This is a genomic window from Microbacterium memoriense, assembly GCF_025398275.1.
Taxonomy (GTDB): domain Bacteria; phylum Actinomycetota; class Actinomycetes; order Actinomycetales; family Microbacteriaceae; genus Microbacterium; species Microbacterium memoriense.
The window spans coordinates 61,099-75,071 of record NZ_JAODOR010000006.1; the positions used below are offsets into that span (position 1 = coordinate 61,099).

The 13,973-nt window shown below is 67.8% G+C and carries 16 protein-coding genes; 13 read left to right on the forward strand and 3 right to left on the reverse strand.

What is annotated here, in order from left to right:
• Positions 1–160: 160 nt before the first annotated feature.
• Positions 161–1,120 (forward strand): methylenetetrahydrofolate reductase, encoded by a 960-nt coding sequence (locus tag N4R40_RS05835; protein ID WP_261606431.1) that lies wholly within the window; start codon positions 161–163, stop codon positions 1,118–1,120.
• Positions 1,117–3,435, forward strand: a complete 2,319-nt coding sequence (metE, locus tag N4R40_RS05840; RefSeq protein ID WP_261606432.1) for a 5-methyltetrahydropteroyltriglutamate--homocysteine S-methyltransferase — start codon at positions 1,117–1,119, stop codon at positions 3,433–3,435. The genes N4R40_RS05835 and metE overlap by 4 nt, the downstream gene beginning before the upstream one ends.
• Here the strand turns inward: metE and N4R40_RS05845 are convergent.
• Together N4R40_RS05845 and lexA are read right to left on the reverse strand one after the other, a co-directional pair.
• Positions 3,425–4,837, reverse strand: coding sequence for a hypothetical protein (locus tag N4R40_RS05845; protein ID WP_261606433.1), 1,413 nt, complete (start codon positions 4,835–4,837; stop codon positions 3,425–3,427). The genes metE and N4R40_RS05845 overlap by 11 nt on opposite strands.
• A gap of 49 nt (positions 4,838–4,886) precedes the next feature.
• A complete protein-coding gene (gene lexA, locus N4R40_RS05850; protein ID WP_261606434.1) occupies positions 4,887–5,570 on the reverse strand; it encodes a transcriptional repressor LexA in 684 nt (227 codons plus the stop codon).
• 284 nt (positions 5,571–5,854) lie between these two features.
• On the opposite strand from lexA, the gene N4R40_RS05855 reads away from it, so the two are divergent.
• From N4R40_RS05855 to N4R40_RS05880, 6 genes are read left to right on the forward strand one after another with little or no spacing between them, the layout of a single operon-like run.
• Positions 5,855–6,232 carry a LysM peptidoglycan-binding domain-containing protein gene (locus tag N4R40_RS05855; RefSeq protein ID WP_261606435.1) on the forward strand — a complete coding sequence of 126 codons (378 nt, stop codon included), beginning with the start codon at positions 5,855–5,857 and terminating at the stop codon, positions 6,230–6,232.
• 45 nt (positions 6,233–6,277) lie between these two features.
• Complete coding sequence (locus N4R40_RS05860; RefSeq protein WP_261606436.1) at positions 6,278–7,357, forward strand: histidinol-phosphate transaminase; 1,080 nt, start codon at positions 6,278–6,280, stop codon at positions 7,355–7,357.
• 29 nt (positions 7,358–7,386) lie between these two features.
• A complete protein-coding gene (gene hisB / locus N4R40_RS05865; protein WP_261606437.1) occupies positions 7,387–7,998 on the forward strand; it encodes an imidazoleglycerol-phosphate dehydratase HisB in 612 nt (203 codons plus the stop codon).
• On the forward strand, positions 7,995–8,648 hold the full coding sequence (hisH, locus tag N4R40_RS05870) for an imidazole glycerol phosphate synthase subunit HisH (protein ID WP_261606438.1): 654 nt from the start codon (positions 7,995–7,997) through the stop codon (positions 8,646–8,648). The genes hisB and hisH overlap by 4 nt, the downstream gene beginning before the upstream one ends.
• A gap of 56 nt (positions 8,649–8,704) precedes the next feature.
• Positions 8,705–9,451 carry a bifunctional 1-(5-phosphoribosyl)-5-((5-phosphoribosylamino)methylideneamino)imidazole-4-carboxamide isomerase/phosphoribosylanthranilate isomerase PriA gene (gene priA, locus N4R40_RS05875; protein ID WP_261606439.1) on the forward strand — a complete coding sequence of 249 codons (747 nt, stop codon included), beginning with the start codon at positions 8,705–8,707 and terminating at the stop codon, positions 9,449–9,451.
• Positions 9,435–10,202, forward strand: coding sequence for an SseB family protein (locus tag N4R40_RS05880; RefSeq protein WP_261606440.1), 768 nt, complete (start codon positions 9,435–9,437; stop codon positions 10,200–10,202). Before priA ends, N4R40_RS05880 begins: the two co-directional genes overlap by 17 nt.
• Positions 10,203–10,213: 11 nt before the next feature.
• On the opposite strand, the gene N4R40_RS05885 is transcribed toward N4R40_RS05880, so the two are convergent.
• Positions 10,214–10,621 carry a DUF1844 domain-containing protein gene (locus N4R40_RS05885; RefSeq protein WP_261606441.1) on the reverse strand — a complete coding sequence of 136 codons (408 nt, stop codon included), beginning with the start codon at positions 10,619–10,621 and terminating at the stop codon, positions 10,214–10,216.
• A gap of 229 nt (positions 10,622–10,850) precedes the next feature.
• Here N4R40_RS05885 and infC point away from each other — a divergent pair, with 229 nt between their 5' ends.
• From infC to N4R40_RS05910, 5 genes are all read left to right on the forward strand, one after another.
• The gene (gene infC / locus N4R40_RS05890; protein WP_261606442.1) at positions 10,851–11,507 is read left to right on the forward strand and encodes a translation initiation factor IF-3; all 657 of its coding nucleotides are present in this window, start codon (positions 10,851–10,853) and stop codon (positions 11,505–11,507) included.
• A gap of 46 nt (positions 11,508–11,553) precedes the next feature.
• Positions 11,554–11,748: a 50S ribosomal protein L35 gene (rpmI, locus tag N4R40_RS05895; protein WP_261606443.1), complete on the forward strand. Its 195-nt coding sequence runs from the start codon at positions 11,554–11,556 to the stop codon at positions 11,746–11,748.
• 29 nt (positions 11,749–11,777) lie between these two features.
• Entirely contained in the window at positions 11,778–12,158 is a 381-nt protein-coding gene (gene rplT / locus N4R40_RS05900) for a 50S ribosomal protein L20 (protein WP_261606444.1), read from the forward strand.
• Between the two features lie 93 nt (positions 12,159–12,251).
• The gene (locus N4R40_RS05905; RefSeq protein WP_261606445.1) at positions 12,252–13,052 is read left to right on the forward strand and encodes a TrmH family RNA methyltransferase; all 801 of its coding nucleotides are present in this window, start codon (positions 12,252–12,254) and stop codon (positions 13,050–13,052) included.
• Positions 13,053–13,138: 86 nt separating this feature from the next.
• Positions 13,139–13,927, forward strand: coding sequence for an amino acid ABC transporter ATP-binding protein (locus N4R40_RS05910; protein ID WP_261606446.1), 789 nt, complete (start codon positions 13,139–13,141; stop codon positions 13,925–13,927).
• Positions 13,928–13,973 lie beyond the last annotated feature (46 nt).

Below are 13,973 nucleotides of genomic sequence, written 5' to 3' on the forward strand. Positions count from 1 at the left end.
TCGACGCCCGAAGCTCCGAAAGGGGACTCGAGCAGCCCGTCGGCCTTGCGCCCGGGCAGGAGCGACAGCCGAGCCCGGCACCCGCCCGCGATGACACCGCCTCCGTGCGCGTGTCCGCGGCCGCCGGCCCACCTGATCCCCCCTGACCCGAAAGCGCACCATGCCTATCGAGACACCCGCACCCGCGGTGCCCTTCTCGTTCGAGATCTACCCACCGCGTCATCCCGAGGGGATGCCGGCGCTGCGGGAGACGATCGGGCACCTGGCCGCCGCGGGTCCACAGTTCATCTCGGTCACGTTCGGTGCGGGCGGCTCGACCACGGACCGATCCCTCGAGGTGCTCACGCACATTCTGCGCACGACGAGTGTCCCGCCGCTCGCGCACCTCACGTGCGTCGGATCCACGTATGCCGATGCGACGCACGTGATCCGCACGTTCCTCGACGCCGGCATCACCCGGTTCCTCGCACTCCGCGGCGACCCGCCGGTGGGCGCGATCGAGGGCGAACCGTTCCTCGGCGACCTGGAGAGCGCCGCCCAGCTCGTCCAACTGATCGACCGGGTGCAGGCCGAACGCGCGGCATATGCCGAACGCGACATCCCCGGAGTGCCGGGGGCGGCGAGCGTGGTCGCTCCGACCAAAGTCGAGATCTCGGTCGCGGCGTTCCCGAACGGTCACCCCCGATCCCGTCACCGCTTCGAGGACATCGACGCACTGCTGGCCAAACAGGCCGCCGGGGCCCGGTCTGCGATCACCCAACTCTTCTTCCGTGCGGAGGAGTACCTCGACTTCGTCGGCCGTGCGCGCGCGGAAGGCGTCACAATCCCGATCCTCCCGGGCATCATGCCGCTGACATCGCCGTCGCGACTGCGCCGTGTGCTGGAGCTGACGGGAGACCCGCGGCCGACGGAATTCGCCGACGCGCTCGAGCGCGCATCGGATGCCGCGACCGCCCGCAGGATCGGCATCGCCCACGCCTCGTCGCTCGCGCGAGACGTCGTCTCCGGCGGCGCCCCCGGCATCCATCTGTACGCCTTCAACAATCACGAAACGGTGTTGGCGGTCCTCCGCGACGCCGACCTTGCCCCGCACCTCACGACTCAGGAGATCTCCGCATGACCGCTGCATTCCCCTCTGGCACGATCCTCGGCTACCCCCGCATCGGGCGCCGCCGCGAACTCAAGCGCGCCGTCGAGCAGTTCTGGGCCGGCACGATCGATGAAGCTGCGCTCGAGGCGACCACGTCGGACCTGCGTCGCGCGACGCGGGAGCGCCTGGCCGCACTGGGCTTGGGACGGACGGATTCGTCCATTCCCGAATCGTTCTCGTACTACGACCAGGTCCTCGATGCGGCGCTGGCCGTCGGTGCGCTGCCGGCACGCTTCGCGACGCTCCGCGCCGAAGACGGGTCGATTCCGCTCGAGGCATATTTCACGGCCGCGCGAGGCGCGGGTGAGGCGGGACCGCTGGAGATGACCAAGTGGTTCGACACGAACTACCACTATCTGGTCCCCGAGATCGGTCCCGAGACGGAGTTCGCGCTGTCGAGCGATCGTCTGATCCGACAGGTGGCGGAAGCGAAGGCCGATGGCTTCACGGTGCGCCCCGTGGTCGTCGGACCGGTGACGTTGCTCGCACTGGCCAAGCCGACGGAGGATGCGCCCGCGGGCTTCCGCCCGCTGGACCGGCTCGAGGACCTCCTCCCCGTGTACCGCGAGCTCGTCGCGGCTCTCCGCGCGGCTGGCGCGGAGTGGGTGCAGTTGGACGAGCACGCACTGGTGAGCGAGAGCCTCGACGTCGATGCGGCGACCCTTGCCGCAGCCGCTGAACGCGCGTACGCCGAGTTGGGCGCGGCGGAAGACCGGCCGGCGATCCTCGTTGCCGCCGGGTACGGGCCGCTCTCCGCTGAGGGCTGGCGCGTGTTGGCGGCAGCTCCCGTCGAGGCTCTTGCGATCGACCTCCACCGCGGTGCCGTCCCCGCTCGTGTCCGAGGGCTGGAGACGAAGACGGTCGTCGGCGGCGTGATCGACGGCCGCAACATCTGGCGCGGCGACCTGGCCGGCGCCGCGGACCGGCTCGAGGACCTGCAGGCGATCGGTGCGGCCACCATTGCCGTCGGTACGTCGACCTCGCTGCAGCACGTCCCCCACGACGCGACCGAGGAGAGCGCTCTGGACCCACGATTGGTGTCGTGGCTGGCGTTCGCCGATCAGAAAGTCGAACAGGTCGTGACCCTCGCTCGGGGACGCGCGGAGGGTCGTGCGGCGATCGCCGATGAACTTGCCGCCGCGACCGCCGCGTGGGCGGACCGTGCCGGTGCGCCGGGTGTGCGGGACGGGGGTGTGCGTTCACGCGCCGCTCGGCTCACCGCCGAGGACGCCGACCGCGGCGATCTTGCGGTGCGCGAACAGGCACAGGAGACGCTCGGCCTCCCCGTCCTGCCGACGACGACGATCGGATCGTTCCCGCAGACCGGCGAGATCCGTCGGGCTCGGGCACAGCATGGCCGCGGCGAACTGTCGACCTCGGCGTACGAGGGATTCCTGCGTGAGGAGATCTCGCGCGTCGTGACGCTGCAGGAGGACCTCGGCCTCGACGTGCTCGTGCACGGTGAAGCTGAGCGCAACGACATGGTGCAGTACTTCGCGGAGAACCTCGATGGGTTCGCCGTCACACAGCACGGGTGGGTGCAGTCCTACGGTTCGCGTGCGACGCGTCCTTCGATCCTCTGGGGTGATGTGTCCCGCCCCGCGCCCATCACGGTCGAGTGGGCTCGGTTCGCCCAGTCGCTTTCCGACAAGCACGTGAAGGGCATGCTGACGGGCCCCGTCACCATCCTCGCGTGGTCCTTCGTCCGCGACGATCAGCCTCTGGCCGAGACGGCGGATCAGGTCGCGCTGGCACTCCGCGATGAGATCGCCGACCTGGAGGCGGCCGGCATCCGGATCATCCAGGTCGATGAACCGGCGCTCCGGGAACTCCTGCCGTTGCGCATCGCCGACCAACCCGAGTATCTCGCGTGGTCGGTGCGATCATTCCGTATCGCCACGGCGGGTGCGGCAGCGGCGACTCAGGTGCACACGCACCTCTGCTATTCGGAATTCGGTGTGGTGATCGAGGCGATCGCCGCGTTGGATGCGGATGTCACATCGATCGAGGCCGCGCGCAGTCGCGGTGAAGTGATCTCTGACGTGGCGGCCTCCGGGTTCGCCGCGGGCATCGGGCCGGGTGTCTACGACATCCACTCGCCCCGGGTGCCTGCGGTCGCGGAGATCGAAGCCCTCCTGCGTCGTGCCGCTGATGAGCTCCCGCTCCGACAGATCTGGGTCAACCCGGATTGCGGGCTGAAGACCCGGGGCTACGACGAGACGGTGACCTCCCTCCGCAATCTCGTGGAGGCCAGCCGCAACGTGCGCGAGTCCGTCAGCGCGTAACGTCCGCGCTTCCGACGCCGACGGGGGATTCCTCGTCGGCGTCGGCGGATTCAGGCGCGGCCCCGGCATCGTCAGCGGTGCTCACGCCGTCCAGCTCTTCGGGGCGTCGTTGCGCGAGCTCGAGCAACCAGCCGACCACGAGCGCGACGACGACCACCGTGAACACCAGGCCCGGCGTCAGGGGGCGCAGCGCGAGCAGCCACACGACCGCGAGAGCGATCACGATGCCGCGCACGAGCGCGCGCGAACGGCCGAGCCACTCACCGAACCGGCCCGTGTGGAGGCCGAGGGCGTTCAGGCGGCGGCGTGCGGAACCGTTGACGCCATCGGTGAACGCGCGGGTTCTGTTCGCTGCGGTGGATCCACCCGACACCCACCCGACGATCGCGATGACGACGCCGGCCAGGGCACAGACCCAGGCGGTGCGGGTCATCGACTCGACCAGTTGTGCGTAGATCACGTCGATGGCCGCGCCGGAGATTCCGGCATCCACCGCCACGATCCCCGCTGCACTCGCGCCGATTCCCAGTGCTGCCGCAAGGGCACCCGCGCCGATCGTCAAGCCGATTCCCGACCCGAGAACCGCCGTACTCCGACGTCGGGCCACGAGGATGCCGGCAACGAACAGAGCGAGACTCACTACGGGCAGCCACCAACCCACGCCGACGGCGAGGGCGTACACGGTCCGCAGGAGTGCGACGTTCTCGCCCGTGCCGATGATGACGACCCTGTCGACGGCCGGAATGAGGCCCGCGATGCCGACGCCTTGATCGACGAGCCGCGTCTGAACGCGAGCGACGACCTCTCCGAGCTGGATGCCCAGACCGTCGCCGGTCTGCACGATGATCCCGCCACCGTCGGACGTCGCGGTTGTGGTCAGCGCCCGGTGCGCACCGCGCAGGGTGGCGGCCCAGACATCGGTGAACGCATCCGAGCGGACGACGTCTGTCACTCCCCGGGCGACGAGACCTTCGACGCCGGAGGCGGCCGGGCCGCGGAGGAGATCAAGGGCATCTGCTGCCCGCGGAGGGATGCCGAGATCTTCGAATCCGTCGAAGACGCGACCGGTGAGCTCGGCGAAGTCCACTGTGTCCGAGATCGCACTCATGCTCTCGTCGATCAAGAGATCTTGGACGGCGACCTCCGACGACAGCGGGGCGAGGGTCGCGACGAATTGATCCTGGTCCACGAGGATCACCCGCGCCCACGCGGCCACGATCGAGACCGGGACGAGGACCGCGGCGATGACGATCAGAACCGTCGACAAGACAGCGCGCCAGCGACCGCGACGAGCAGGCCGGGCGGCCGGGGTCCCGCCCACGAGGCGCGCATTCTCCGCCTCGAGTTCCCGCACGCGCGCTTCCAGGGCGGACACGTCGAGGACGTCATCGGTGGGGACCATGACGACAGTGTGGCCTAGACGAGGCTCTGGTATCTTGCGGGGCTTGCGATCAGACCGCGCGCAGCACCGCGACGACGCGTCCGAGGACCACGGCGTCGTCGCCCAGGATCGGTTCGAACGCGGAGTTGCGCGGCAGGAGCCAGGTGTGGCCGTCGCGCTGGCGGAAGGTCTTCACGGTTGCCTCGCCGTCGAGCATGGCCGCCACGATCTCGCCGTTGGCTGCCGTCGGCTGAGACCGGACGACCACCCAGTCGCCGTCGCAGATCGCGGCGTCGATCATCGACTCGCCGCTGACCTTCAGCATGAACAGGTCGCCCTTGCCGACGAGCTGGCGGGGGAGGGGGAAGATCTCCTCGACCTGCTGGTCGGCCGTGATCGGGACGCCGGCGGCGATCCGGCCGACCAGGGGCACCATCGCTGCGTCGGCAACCGGGGGCGCTTCATCGGCGGGGTTCTCCGTGGCGCTCCCCGGGAGGTCGATCAACACTTCCATCGCGCGCGTCTTGCCGGGATCTCTGCGCAGGTAGCCGCTGAGTTCCAGCTGATTGAGCTGATGGGTCACGCTCGACAGGGACTTGAGCCCCACCGCGTCACCGATCTCCCGCATGCTCGGTGGATAACCGTGCCGTGCGATCGACCGCTGGATGACTTCGAGGATCGCGAGCTGCTTCTCGCTCAGGCTCTTGCGCCGGCGGGTCTGCGGCTTCTCGCGGGAAGCTCCGGTGCTGTCCATGTCGCGCTCCTTCTGTAGCGGCTCTTCCGGCTCCGGAGAAGACATCGTCTTCGAATGTCGGAGGTAGGTGATTGGGTCTGGTTATCGAAACCGTATCCGGTATCGCTGATCTCGTCCGGCAAGCGTTCGCGTGTCGTCTTCGATTCATCTACGATCCGGACGCCCTTGACAGTATCCCTAGTTCGAAGATACCTTCGGAAGAGAGGTTCGCATCCGGCTCTCCCGGCCGAGAGTGCGGATGCGAATCTCTCCACCCATCCGAGGTCCCGCCCCGAGGAGCAGACATGAGCACCATTGACTTCACCGCATCGTTCACCGCACCAGCGATCGCGGTGCGCCCGACGCGGCTGCGTCTGACCGTTCGCGGTCGACGGGTGCTCGCGTTCCTCGCAGCCCTCCCGGCCGTCATCGCACTCAGCATCGCGATCGTCTCGGGCGGCGGAGCACTCGCATCGGGGGAGGCGAGTACTCCGGCGGGGACGTTCGAGCAGGTCACCGTGCTCCCGGGCGACTCGCTGTGGTCGATCGCAGAGTCGGCGGCTCCCGCCGCGGATCCGCGTGACGTCGTGGACGCGATCGTGCGTCTGAACGCGCTCGCCTCGGGGCAGCTCGAGGCAGGGCAGACCATCAGCATTCCGCTCGAGTACACGGCCGCCGACTGACGGTCGAAACGGCGGGCGTCCGCCTCAGCGCCCTACGATGGAAACGTGGCCGTACGTCTCGATGACCTTCCCCTCCGTGATGATCTGCGTGGTCTGACGCCGTATGGCGCTCCGCAAGCGGCCCTACCGGTCGCTCTGAACGTCAACGAGAACACACATCCGGTTCCCGAAGAAGTCGCCGACGACATCCTGGACGGGATCGCGCACGCCCTGCGAGACGTCAATCGCTATCCGGATCGCGAGTTCACCGCGCTCCGCGAAGGCTTCGCCGACTACCTCGGCCATGGTCTCTCTCGCGACCAGATCTGGGTGGCCAACGGATCCAACGAAGTGCTGCAGCACCTGCTGCAAGCGTTCGCCGGGCCCGGGCGCACCGCGTTCGGGTTCGCTCCGACGTACTCGATGTACCCCCTGTTGACGCGTGCGACCGGCGCATCGTATGTCGCGGGGGTCCGCGAGAGCGACTACACGCTCGACGCAGATGAGGCCGCGCGACAGATCGAAGAGGCCGATCCGGATGTCGTCTTCCTGTGCGCGCCGAACAACCCGACGGGAACGCCCCTGCGTCTCGACGTGATCGAGGCGATCTATGCGGCCAGCCGGGGAATGGTGATCGTCGACGAGGCCTATCAAGAGTTCGCACCGCGTGACGAACGGTCCGCCTTGACGCTGTTGCCGGGTCGCGAACGGCTTGTGGTCTCGCGGACCATGAGCAAGGCGTTCGCCTTCGCAGGAGCGCGCGTGGGCTATCTCGCCGCAGATCCGGCCGTGATCGACGCTCTTCGGCTCGTGCGTCTGCCGTATCACCTGAGTGCACTGACGCAGGCGGCCGCCACCGCTGCGCTCCGGCACGCCCCGGCCATGTTGAGCATGGTCGACGAGATCGTCGCGCAACGCGACCGGATCTCGGCGACGCTGTCCGCTCTCGGATACCAGCCCCACGAGAGCTGGACCAACTTCGTGCTCTTCGGCGGAGTCGACGACCCGGCCGCGACGTGGCAGGGGCTCTACGACCGCGGCGTCCTGATCCGTGACGTGGGGATCGCGCACAGTCTGCGGGTCACCGCGGGCACCGAGTCGGAGTCGACGGCGTTCCTCGACGCTTTGGCGTCACTCGGACGGTGACGACTCACCCGCGTCGATAGAGTGGGGCTATGAGCACTTCCGCGCCCCGCACTGCGTCGATCCGCCGCGCGACGAGCGAATCGACGGTCGACCTGGATCTCGATCTCGACGGCACCGGTCAGAGTCACATCGACACATCGGTGCCGTTCTTCAACCACCTCCTCACGGCGTTCGCGAAGCACTCGTTGACCGACCTCACCGTGCGGGCCTCGGGCGACACCGACATCGACGCACATCACACGGTCGAGGACGTGTCGATCGTGCTCGGACAGGCGATCCGGCAGGCGCTCGGCGACAAGGCAGGAATCTCGCGTTACGGTGACGCGCTCGTCCCGCTCGACGAAGCGCTGGCGCAGGCGGTCGTGGACATCAGCGGTCGCCCGTACCTCGTGCACGACGGTGAACCCGTCGGCTTCGAGTACCACCTGATCGGGGGCCACTTCACGGGGTCGCTCGTGCGACACACGTTCGAGGCCATCGCGTTCCAGGCGGCCATGACCGTCCACGTCCGCGTCCTCGGGGGCCGCGACCCCCACCACATCGCGGAGGCGGAGTACAAGGCTTTCGCGCGTGCTTTCCGTCAGGCCAAGGCGCTGGACCCGCTGGTGTCCGGCATCCCCAGCACGAAGGGCGCTCTGTGACGGAGTCCTCGCGACCGCTGGTCGCTGTCCTGGACTACGGCTCCGGCAACGTCCACTCCGCGGTCAAAGCGCTCGTCGCTGCCGGTGCCGATGCGCGGCTGACCGCCGATCGTGGATTGATCCAGGATGCCGCAGGCCTTGTGGTGCCCGGCGTCGGAGCGTTTGAGGCGGTCATGAGCGCGTTGCGTGCGAGCAGGGGAGACGAGCTCATCGAGCGACGACTCGCCGGTGGCCGCCCCGTCCTCGGGATCTGTGTCGGAATGCAAGTGCTGTTCGGTCGGGGGGTCGAGCGAGGCGTCGACACGGAAGGCATGGGCCAGTGGCCCGGCGTCGTGACCGAATTGGATGCTCCCGTGCTCCCGCATATGGGCTGGAACACGGTCCGGGCGGGGGAGGGCTCGACGCTCTTCCGCGGCATCGAGGAGGAGCGGTTCTACTTCGTGCACTCCTACGGCGCCCAGCAGTGGCATCTCGATGTCATCCGGCCGTTCCGCGCACCCGTCCTCACCTGGTGCGATTACGGCGCTCCCTTCCTGGCCGCGGTCGAGAACGGACCGCTGACCGCGACGCAGTTCCACCCGGAGAAGAGTGGGGATGCCGGCATCCGTCTGCTGGGCAACTGGATGTCGACCCTTCCGCAGGCGGGGTAGTCTCTCTCACTGTGTAGGGCACGACCTCGCGCGCTCACCGACCCCCACTTGGAGCCATGAAAGATTTCGCGTCCACCCCTGAATTGATCCTGCTGCCGGCGGTCGACGTCGCCGATGGGAAGGCGGTCCGCCTCACCCAGGGTGCGGCCGGAACCGAGACGAATTACGGCGACCCCGTCGATGCCGCCCTGGCGTGGGCACGCGACGGCGCGCAGTGGATCCACCTCGTCGACCTGGATGCCGCCTTCGGGCGGGGCAACAACTCCGCCGTGATCCGCAAGGCGATCAAGCAGCTCAAGGGTGTGCAGGTCGAGCTGTCCGGCGGCATCCGTGATGACGCGACGCTCGAGGCTGCGCTGGAGTCCGGCGCCACACGCATCAATCTCGGCACGGCGGCGCTGGAGAACCCCGAGTGGGCTGCCGACGTCATCGCTCGCTACGGCGAGGCGATCGCGGTCGGGCTGGACGTCCGCGGGACCACGCTCGCAGCGCGCGGCTGGACCCGTGACGGCGGCGACCTGTGGCACGTGTTGGATCGCCTGGAAGATGCCGGCTGCAGCCGTTACGTCGTCACCGATGTGACCAAGGACGGCACGCTCCGCGGGCCGAACCTCGAGCTGCTCCGCGAAGTGACGTCACGCACAACGAAGCCGGTTGTCGCCTCGGGCGGGATTTCGAGTCTGGATGACATCGCCGCGCTCCGCGAACTCGTGCCCCACGGCGTCGAGGGTGCCATCGTCGGCAAGGCGCTCTATGCGGGCGCGTTCACGCTCGCCGAGGCACTGGATGTCGCCGGAGACTGACCACGCCGGGGACTCTGCCGGGGTGCCGTGGGAAGGGCGCAGCTTCGACGCGAACCCGCACGCGGGTGATGACGGGTCCGCTGATCAGGCATTGCAGTCGGCGTTGACAGCGTTCCGACGCGGAGCAGGATCTGCATCGGCGATCGTCGCGGCCTACGCTCATGCGCGACTGCTGATCCCGCTCGTCGCCGAGAAGGGTGACGAAGGGAGAGGACCCACGGGGCTCCGCGTCGACAAGACACAGGAGCTGTCGATCGTCACGGTCGCCGCGCCCGACGGTCGTCGCGTGCTCCCGGTCTTCACGTCCGTCGCCGCGATGTCGGCGTGGGATCCGATCGCCCGGCCCGTTCCGGCCGACGGCGTCCGCACGGCTCTGTCGGCCGCCGCCGACGACACCGACCTGATCGTGATCGACCCGGGGACCGAGAATGAGTTCGTTCTGCGTCGACCCGCCGTCTGGGCGCTCGGCCAGGGGCAACCTTGGGAGCCGGCGCACGAGTCGCCGGAGGTGTTCACAGCGCTGCAGGAGAGCATCGGAAGCGAGTTGGCCGTCCTCGACTTCGCCGTCGCGTCCGGTGATCCGGACGGACGCTTGCGCGGCCCGGAACTCATCGTCCGCCTGCAGCTGGTCGACGGTCTGGACAAGACGCAACTGGATGCCGTCCTTCAGCGGCTCGCGACGCGCTGGGCCGCCGATGACCGCATCGCGGTGCTGGTCGATTCGCTGACGGTCAAGCCCGTCCGCGCCTGACGTCTCCGGCGTCAGGTGACGGGGCCGGTCCACTTCTCGCCGGGACCCTTGCCGATCTCATCGGGGATGACCGACGCCTCTCGGAAAGCGAGCTGGACCGAGCGGAGCCCGTCGCGCAGGGACCGGGCGTGCATGTCGCTGATCTCGGGCGCGGCGGCCGTGATGAGACCGGCGAGTGAGTTGATGAGCTTGCGCGCTTCGTCGAGGTCCTGCTGGTTCTCGGGATCGTCGGCGAGGCCGACCTTCACCGCCGAGGCGCTGAGGAGGTGGACGGCGGCCGCGGTGATCACTTCTACCGCCGGCACGTCGGCGATGTCGCGGGATGCCGCGGATGCTGCTCGTTCCTGTTCCTCCCACCGAGCGATGCGCTCGGCATCCTGAGGGTCGTTCCGGTCGTTGGATGCGGGGTTCGTGGCCACGGGTCGCTCTCTGCTAGACTCAGCGGGCACCGGAGTGTTCTACTCCGGATCGAAAGAGGATCACATCCCACCCGCGCTTGCCGCTCCAGGCTACCGGGTCACGCACTCCGCCTCGTCCGCGAGGCTGTCCAGAACATCGGATGCGGGTGCGAGAAGGACGAAGCCGACGCGTGCGTCGTGCGGGGTGGACGTGATGCTCTTCCGCCCGAGACACACTCCTGTGTGTCCGGTGGCCGCCACCGCACGAAGAGGAGTTCCGCACATCAGCGATCCCCGCACCAACGACCGCATCCGCGTTCCCGAGGTCCGCCTCGTCGGACCCGCAGGTGAGCAGGTCGGCGTCGTCCGTATCGAGGTCGCGCTGCGCCTGGCTCAGGAAGCCGATCTCGACCTGGTCGAGGTCGCTCCGGACTCGAAGCCTCCCGTCGTCAAGATCATGGACTACGGGAAGTTCAAGTACGAAGCCGCGCAGAAGGCGAAGGAAGCGCGCCGTAACCAGGCGAACACGATCCTCAAAGAGGTCCGTTTCCGTCTGAAGATCGACAATCACGACTACGAAACCAAGCGCAAGCGCGCCGAGGGCTTCCTCAAGACGGGCGACAAGGTCAAAGCCATGATCCTGTTCCGCGGTCGCGAGCAGTCCCGACCCGACCAGGGCGTGCGTTTGCTCCGGAAGTTCGCCGAAGATGTGGCCGAGTTCGGCACCGTGGAATCCAGCCCCACGATCGACGGACGCAACATGGTCATGGTGATCGCGCCGCACAAGAACAAGTCCGAAGTCAAGACCGAGCAGAACGCCCAGCGCACTGCCAACCGCGAAGCCGCACGCCAGGCGCGTACGGGTTCGGACGAGGACGCCCCGGACGAATCCGCTCCCGCGGAGTAATCCCCACAGACTCCGGCCCGGCCGGATCCACAACGAAGGAAAAATCATGCCGAAGCAGAAGACCCACTCGGGTGCCAAGAAGCGCTTCAAGGTCACCGGAAGCGGCAAGCTCATGAAGCAGCAGGCCGGAATGCGCCACAACCTTGAGGGCAAGGCCAGCAAGCGCAAGCGCCGCCTGAACGGCGAGCAGGTCCTGGCCCACGGCGACGCCAAGGTCGCCAAGAAACTCCTCGGTCACTGAGTACCGACGCACGTTAGGAAACAGAAGAAATGGCTAGAGTCAAGCGGGCGGTAAACGCCCACAAGAAGCGTCGCGTCATCCTCGAGCGCGCCTCCGGTTACCGGGGCCAGCGTTCGCGCCTGTACCGCAAGGCGAAGGAGCAGGTCACCCACTCGCTCGTCTACGCGTACCGTGACCGTCGCAAGCGCAAGGGCGACTTCCGCCGTCTGTGGATCCAGCGCATCAACGCTGCGAGCCGCCAGAACGGCCTCACGTACAACCGCTTCATCCAGGGCCTCGGCCTCGCGGGCGTGCAGGTCGACCGTCGCATGCTCGCCGAGCTGGCGGTCAACGAGCCGGCAACGTTCGCGTCGCTGATCGCGACCGCGAAGGCGGCACTGCCGGCCGACGTCAACGCGCCGCGCGTCTGACGCGACACGCATCCTCAGAAGGGCGTCTTCCTCCGGGAAGGCGCCCTTCTCGGCATCCCAGGGAACAGGCCCTCGCGGCCCTATGCTGAGAGCGTGCTCGAGAACCCGCGTTCCCCCCGCGTGCGCGCTGTCGCCAAGCTGACCAAGCGTAGTGCTCGGCAAGAGACGGGACTCTTCCTCCTCGAAGGCCCGCAGGCTGCCCGCGAAGCCCTGGCATATCGTCCTGACACCCTCATCGAGCTGTTCGCGACGCCGTCCGCGATGGAGCGGCATCCGGACCTCCGGGACGCTGCCCGCGACGCGGGGATCGAGGTCGAGTTCACGACCGAGGCCGTCCTGGACGCGATGGCCGACACGGTTACGCCGCAGGGCATCGTTGCGGTGGCGCGCCAGTCGCCGACGTCTCTGCACGACGTCTTCGACGGGTCGCCGAAGCTCATCGCGATCTGCGAAGAAGTGCGCGATCCGGGCAATCTCGGAACGATCATCCGTGCCGCGGATGCCGCCGGCGCCGACGCCGTGATCTTGACCGGCCGGACCGTGGACCCATACAACCCGAAGGTGGTGCGGGCGACGACCGGGTCGCTGTTCCACGTTCCCGTCGCTGTCGGCGCCGACCTGGCGTCGACGATCGAACGGGCGCACGCGTCGGGACTGCGGGTGATCGCCGCCGATGTCGGGGGAGACGACTTCCTCGCGCGACGCGATGTGCTGCGCGAGCCCACCGCATGGCTCTTCGGAAACGAGGCCCGGGGCCTCGAGGACGAGGCGTTGGCCCTGGTCGATCTGTCGTTGCGCCTGCCGATCTACGGCCGCGCAGAATCGCTCAATCTCGCGACGGCGGCGAGCGTCTGCCTCTACGAGACCGCGTTCGCGCAGCGTACCGACGGCTAATCCGTTTGTTCCAGGCGGGTTACGACTCGATCAAGATCCTGTGGACAGCCTGGGTGGATGCTGAGTGCTCTGCATAGGCTGACGCTATGGCGACACCCGATCCTGCCCCCGCGACGTCGAACATCACCGTGCGCCGGGGTGACCCGCTCGTCGTCGTCGACAACGTGCAGAAGCACTACGGCGAGTTTCAAGCGCTCACCGACGTCAACCTGACGGTCAATCGGGGCGAGGTGGTTGTGGTGATCGGGCCGTCCGGCTCGGGCAAGTCGACCCTCTGTCGCACGATCAACCGGCTCGAGACGATCACGAGCGGGTCGATTTCGATCGACGGCACCGAACTCCCCAAGGAGGGCAAGGGGCTGGCCGCCCTGCGCGCCGACGTCGGCATGGTCTTTCAGTCCTTCAATCTCTTCGCCCACCTCACGATCCTCGACAACGTCACGCTCGGGCCCATCAAGGTTCGAAAGATGAAGAAGGCGGATGCGGAACGGGAGGCGATGGTGCTCCTGGACCGAGTGGGGGTGGGGCATCAGGCCTCCAAGCTTCCTGCGCAACTGTCCGGCGGGCAGCAGCAGCGCGTCGCGATCGCCCGCTCTCTCGCGATGCAACCGAAGGTCATGCTCTTCGATGAGCCGACCAGTGCGCTGGACCCCGAGATGATCAACGAAGTTCTCGACGTCATGGTCGGCCTCGCGCAGGACGGCATGACGATGATCGTCGTCACGCACGAGATGGGCTTCGCGCGAAAGGCCGCCGATCGCGTCGTCTTCATGGCGGACGGAAAGATCCTCGAGGACGACAAGCCCGAAGAGTTCTTCACCCATCCGAAGACGGATAGGGCGAAGGACTTCCTCTCCAAACTCATCACGCACTGACACACTTTCCGCGGTCTGCACCGGCCGCGGGAAATTCAAGAAGATA

Bases quoted from the DNA above. Each gene is read 5' to 3' on its own strand.
- rplT (WP_261606444.1), top strand. From the start codon at position 11,778: ATGGCTAGAGTCAAGCGGGCGGTAAACGCCCACAAGAAGCGTCGCGTC.
- rpmI (WP_261606443.1), top strand. From the start codon at position 11,554: ATGCCGAAGCAGAAGACCCACTCGGGTGCCAAGAAGCGCTTCAAGGTC.
- metE (WP_261606432.1), top strand. From the start codon at position 1,117: ATGACCGCTGCATTCCCCTCTGGCACGATCCTCGGCTACCCCCGCATC.
- N4R40_RS05835 (WP_261606431.1), top strand. From the start codon at position 161: ATGCCTATCGAGACACCCGCACCCGCGGTGCCCTTCTCGTTCGAGATC.
- priA (WP_261606439.1), top strand. From the start codon at position 8,705: ATGAAAGATTTCGCGTCCACCCCTGAATTGATCCTGCTGCCGGCGGTC.
- N4R40_RS05855 (WP_261606435.1), top strand. From the start codon at position 5,855: ATGAGCACCATTGACTTCACCGCATCGTTCACCGCACCAGCGATCGCG.
- lexA (WP_261606434.1), bottom strand. From the start codon at position 5,570: ATGGACAGCACCGGAGCTTCCCGCGAGAAGCCGCAGACCCGCCGGCGC.
- N4R40_RS05880 (WP_261606440.1), top strand. From the start codon at position 9,435: ATGTCGCCGGAGACTGACCACGCCGGGGACTCTGCCGGGGTGCCGTGG.
- hisB (WP_261606437.1), top strand. From the start codon at position 7,387: ATGAGCACTTCCGCGCCCCGCACTGCGTCGATCCGCCGCGCGACGAGC.
- N4R40_RS05845 (WP_261606433.1), bottom strand. From the start codon at position 4,837: ATGGTCCCCACCGATGACGTCCTCGACGTGTCCGCCCTGGAAGCGCGC.
- N4R40_RS05910 (WP_261606446.1), top strand. From the start codon at position 13,139: ATGGCGACACCCGATCCTGCCCCCGCGACGTCGAACATCACCGTGCGC.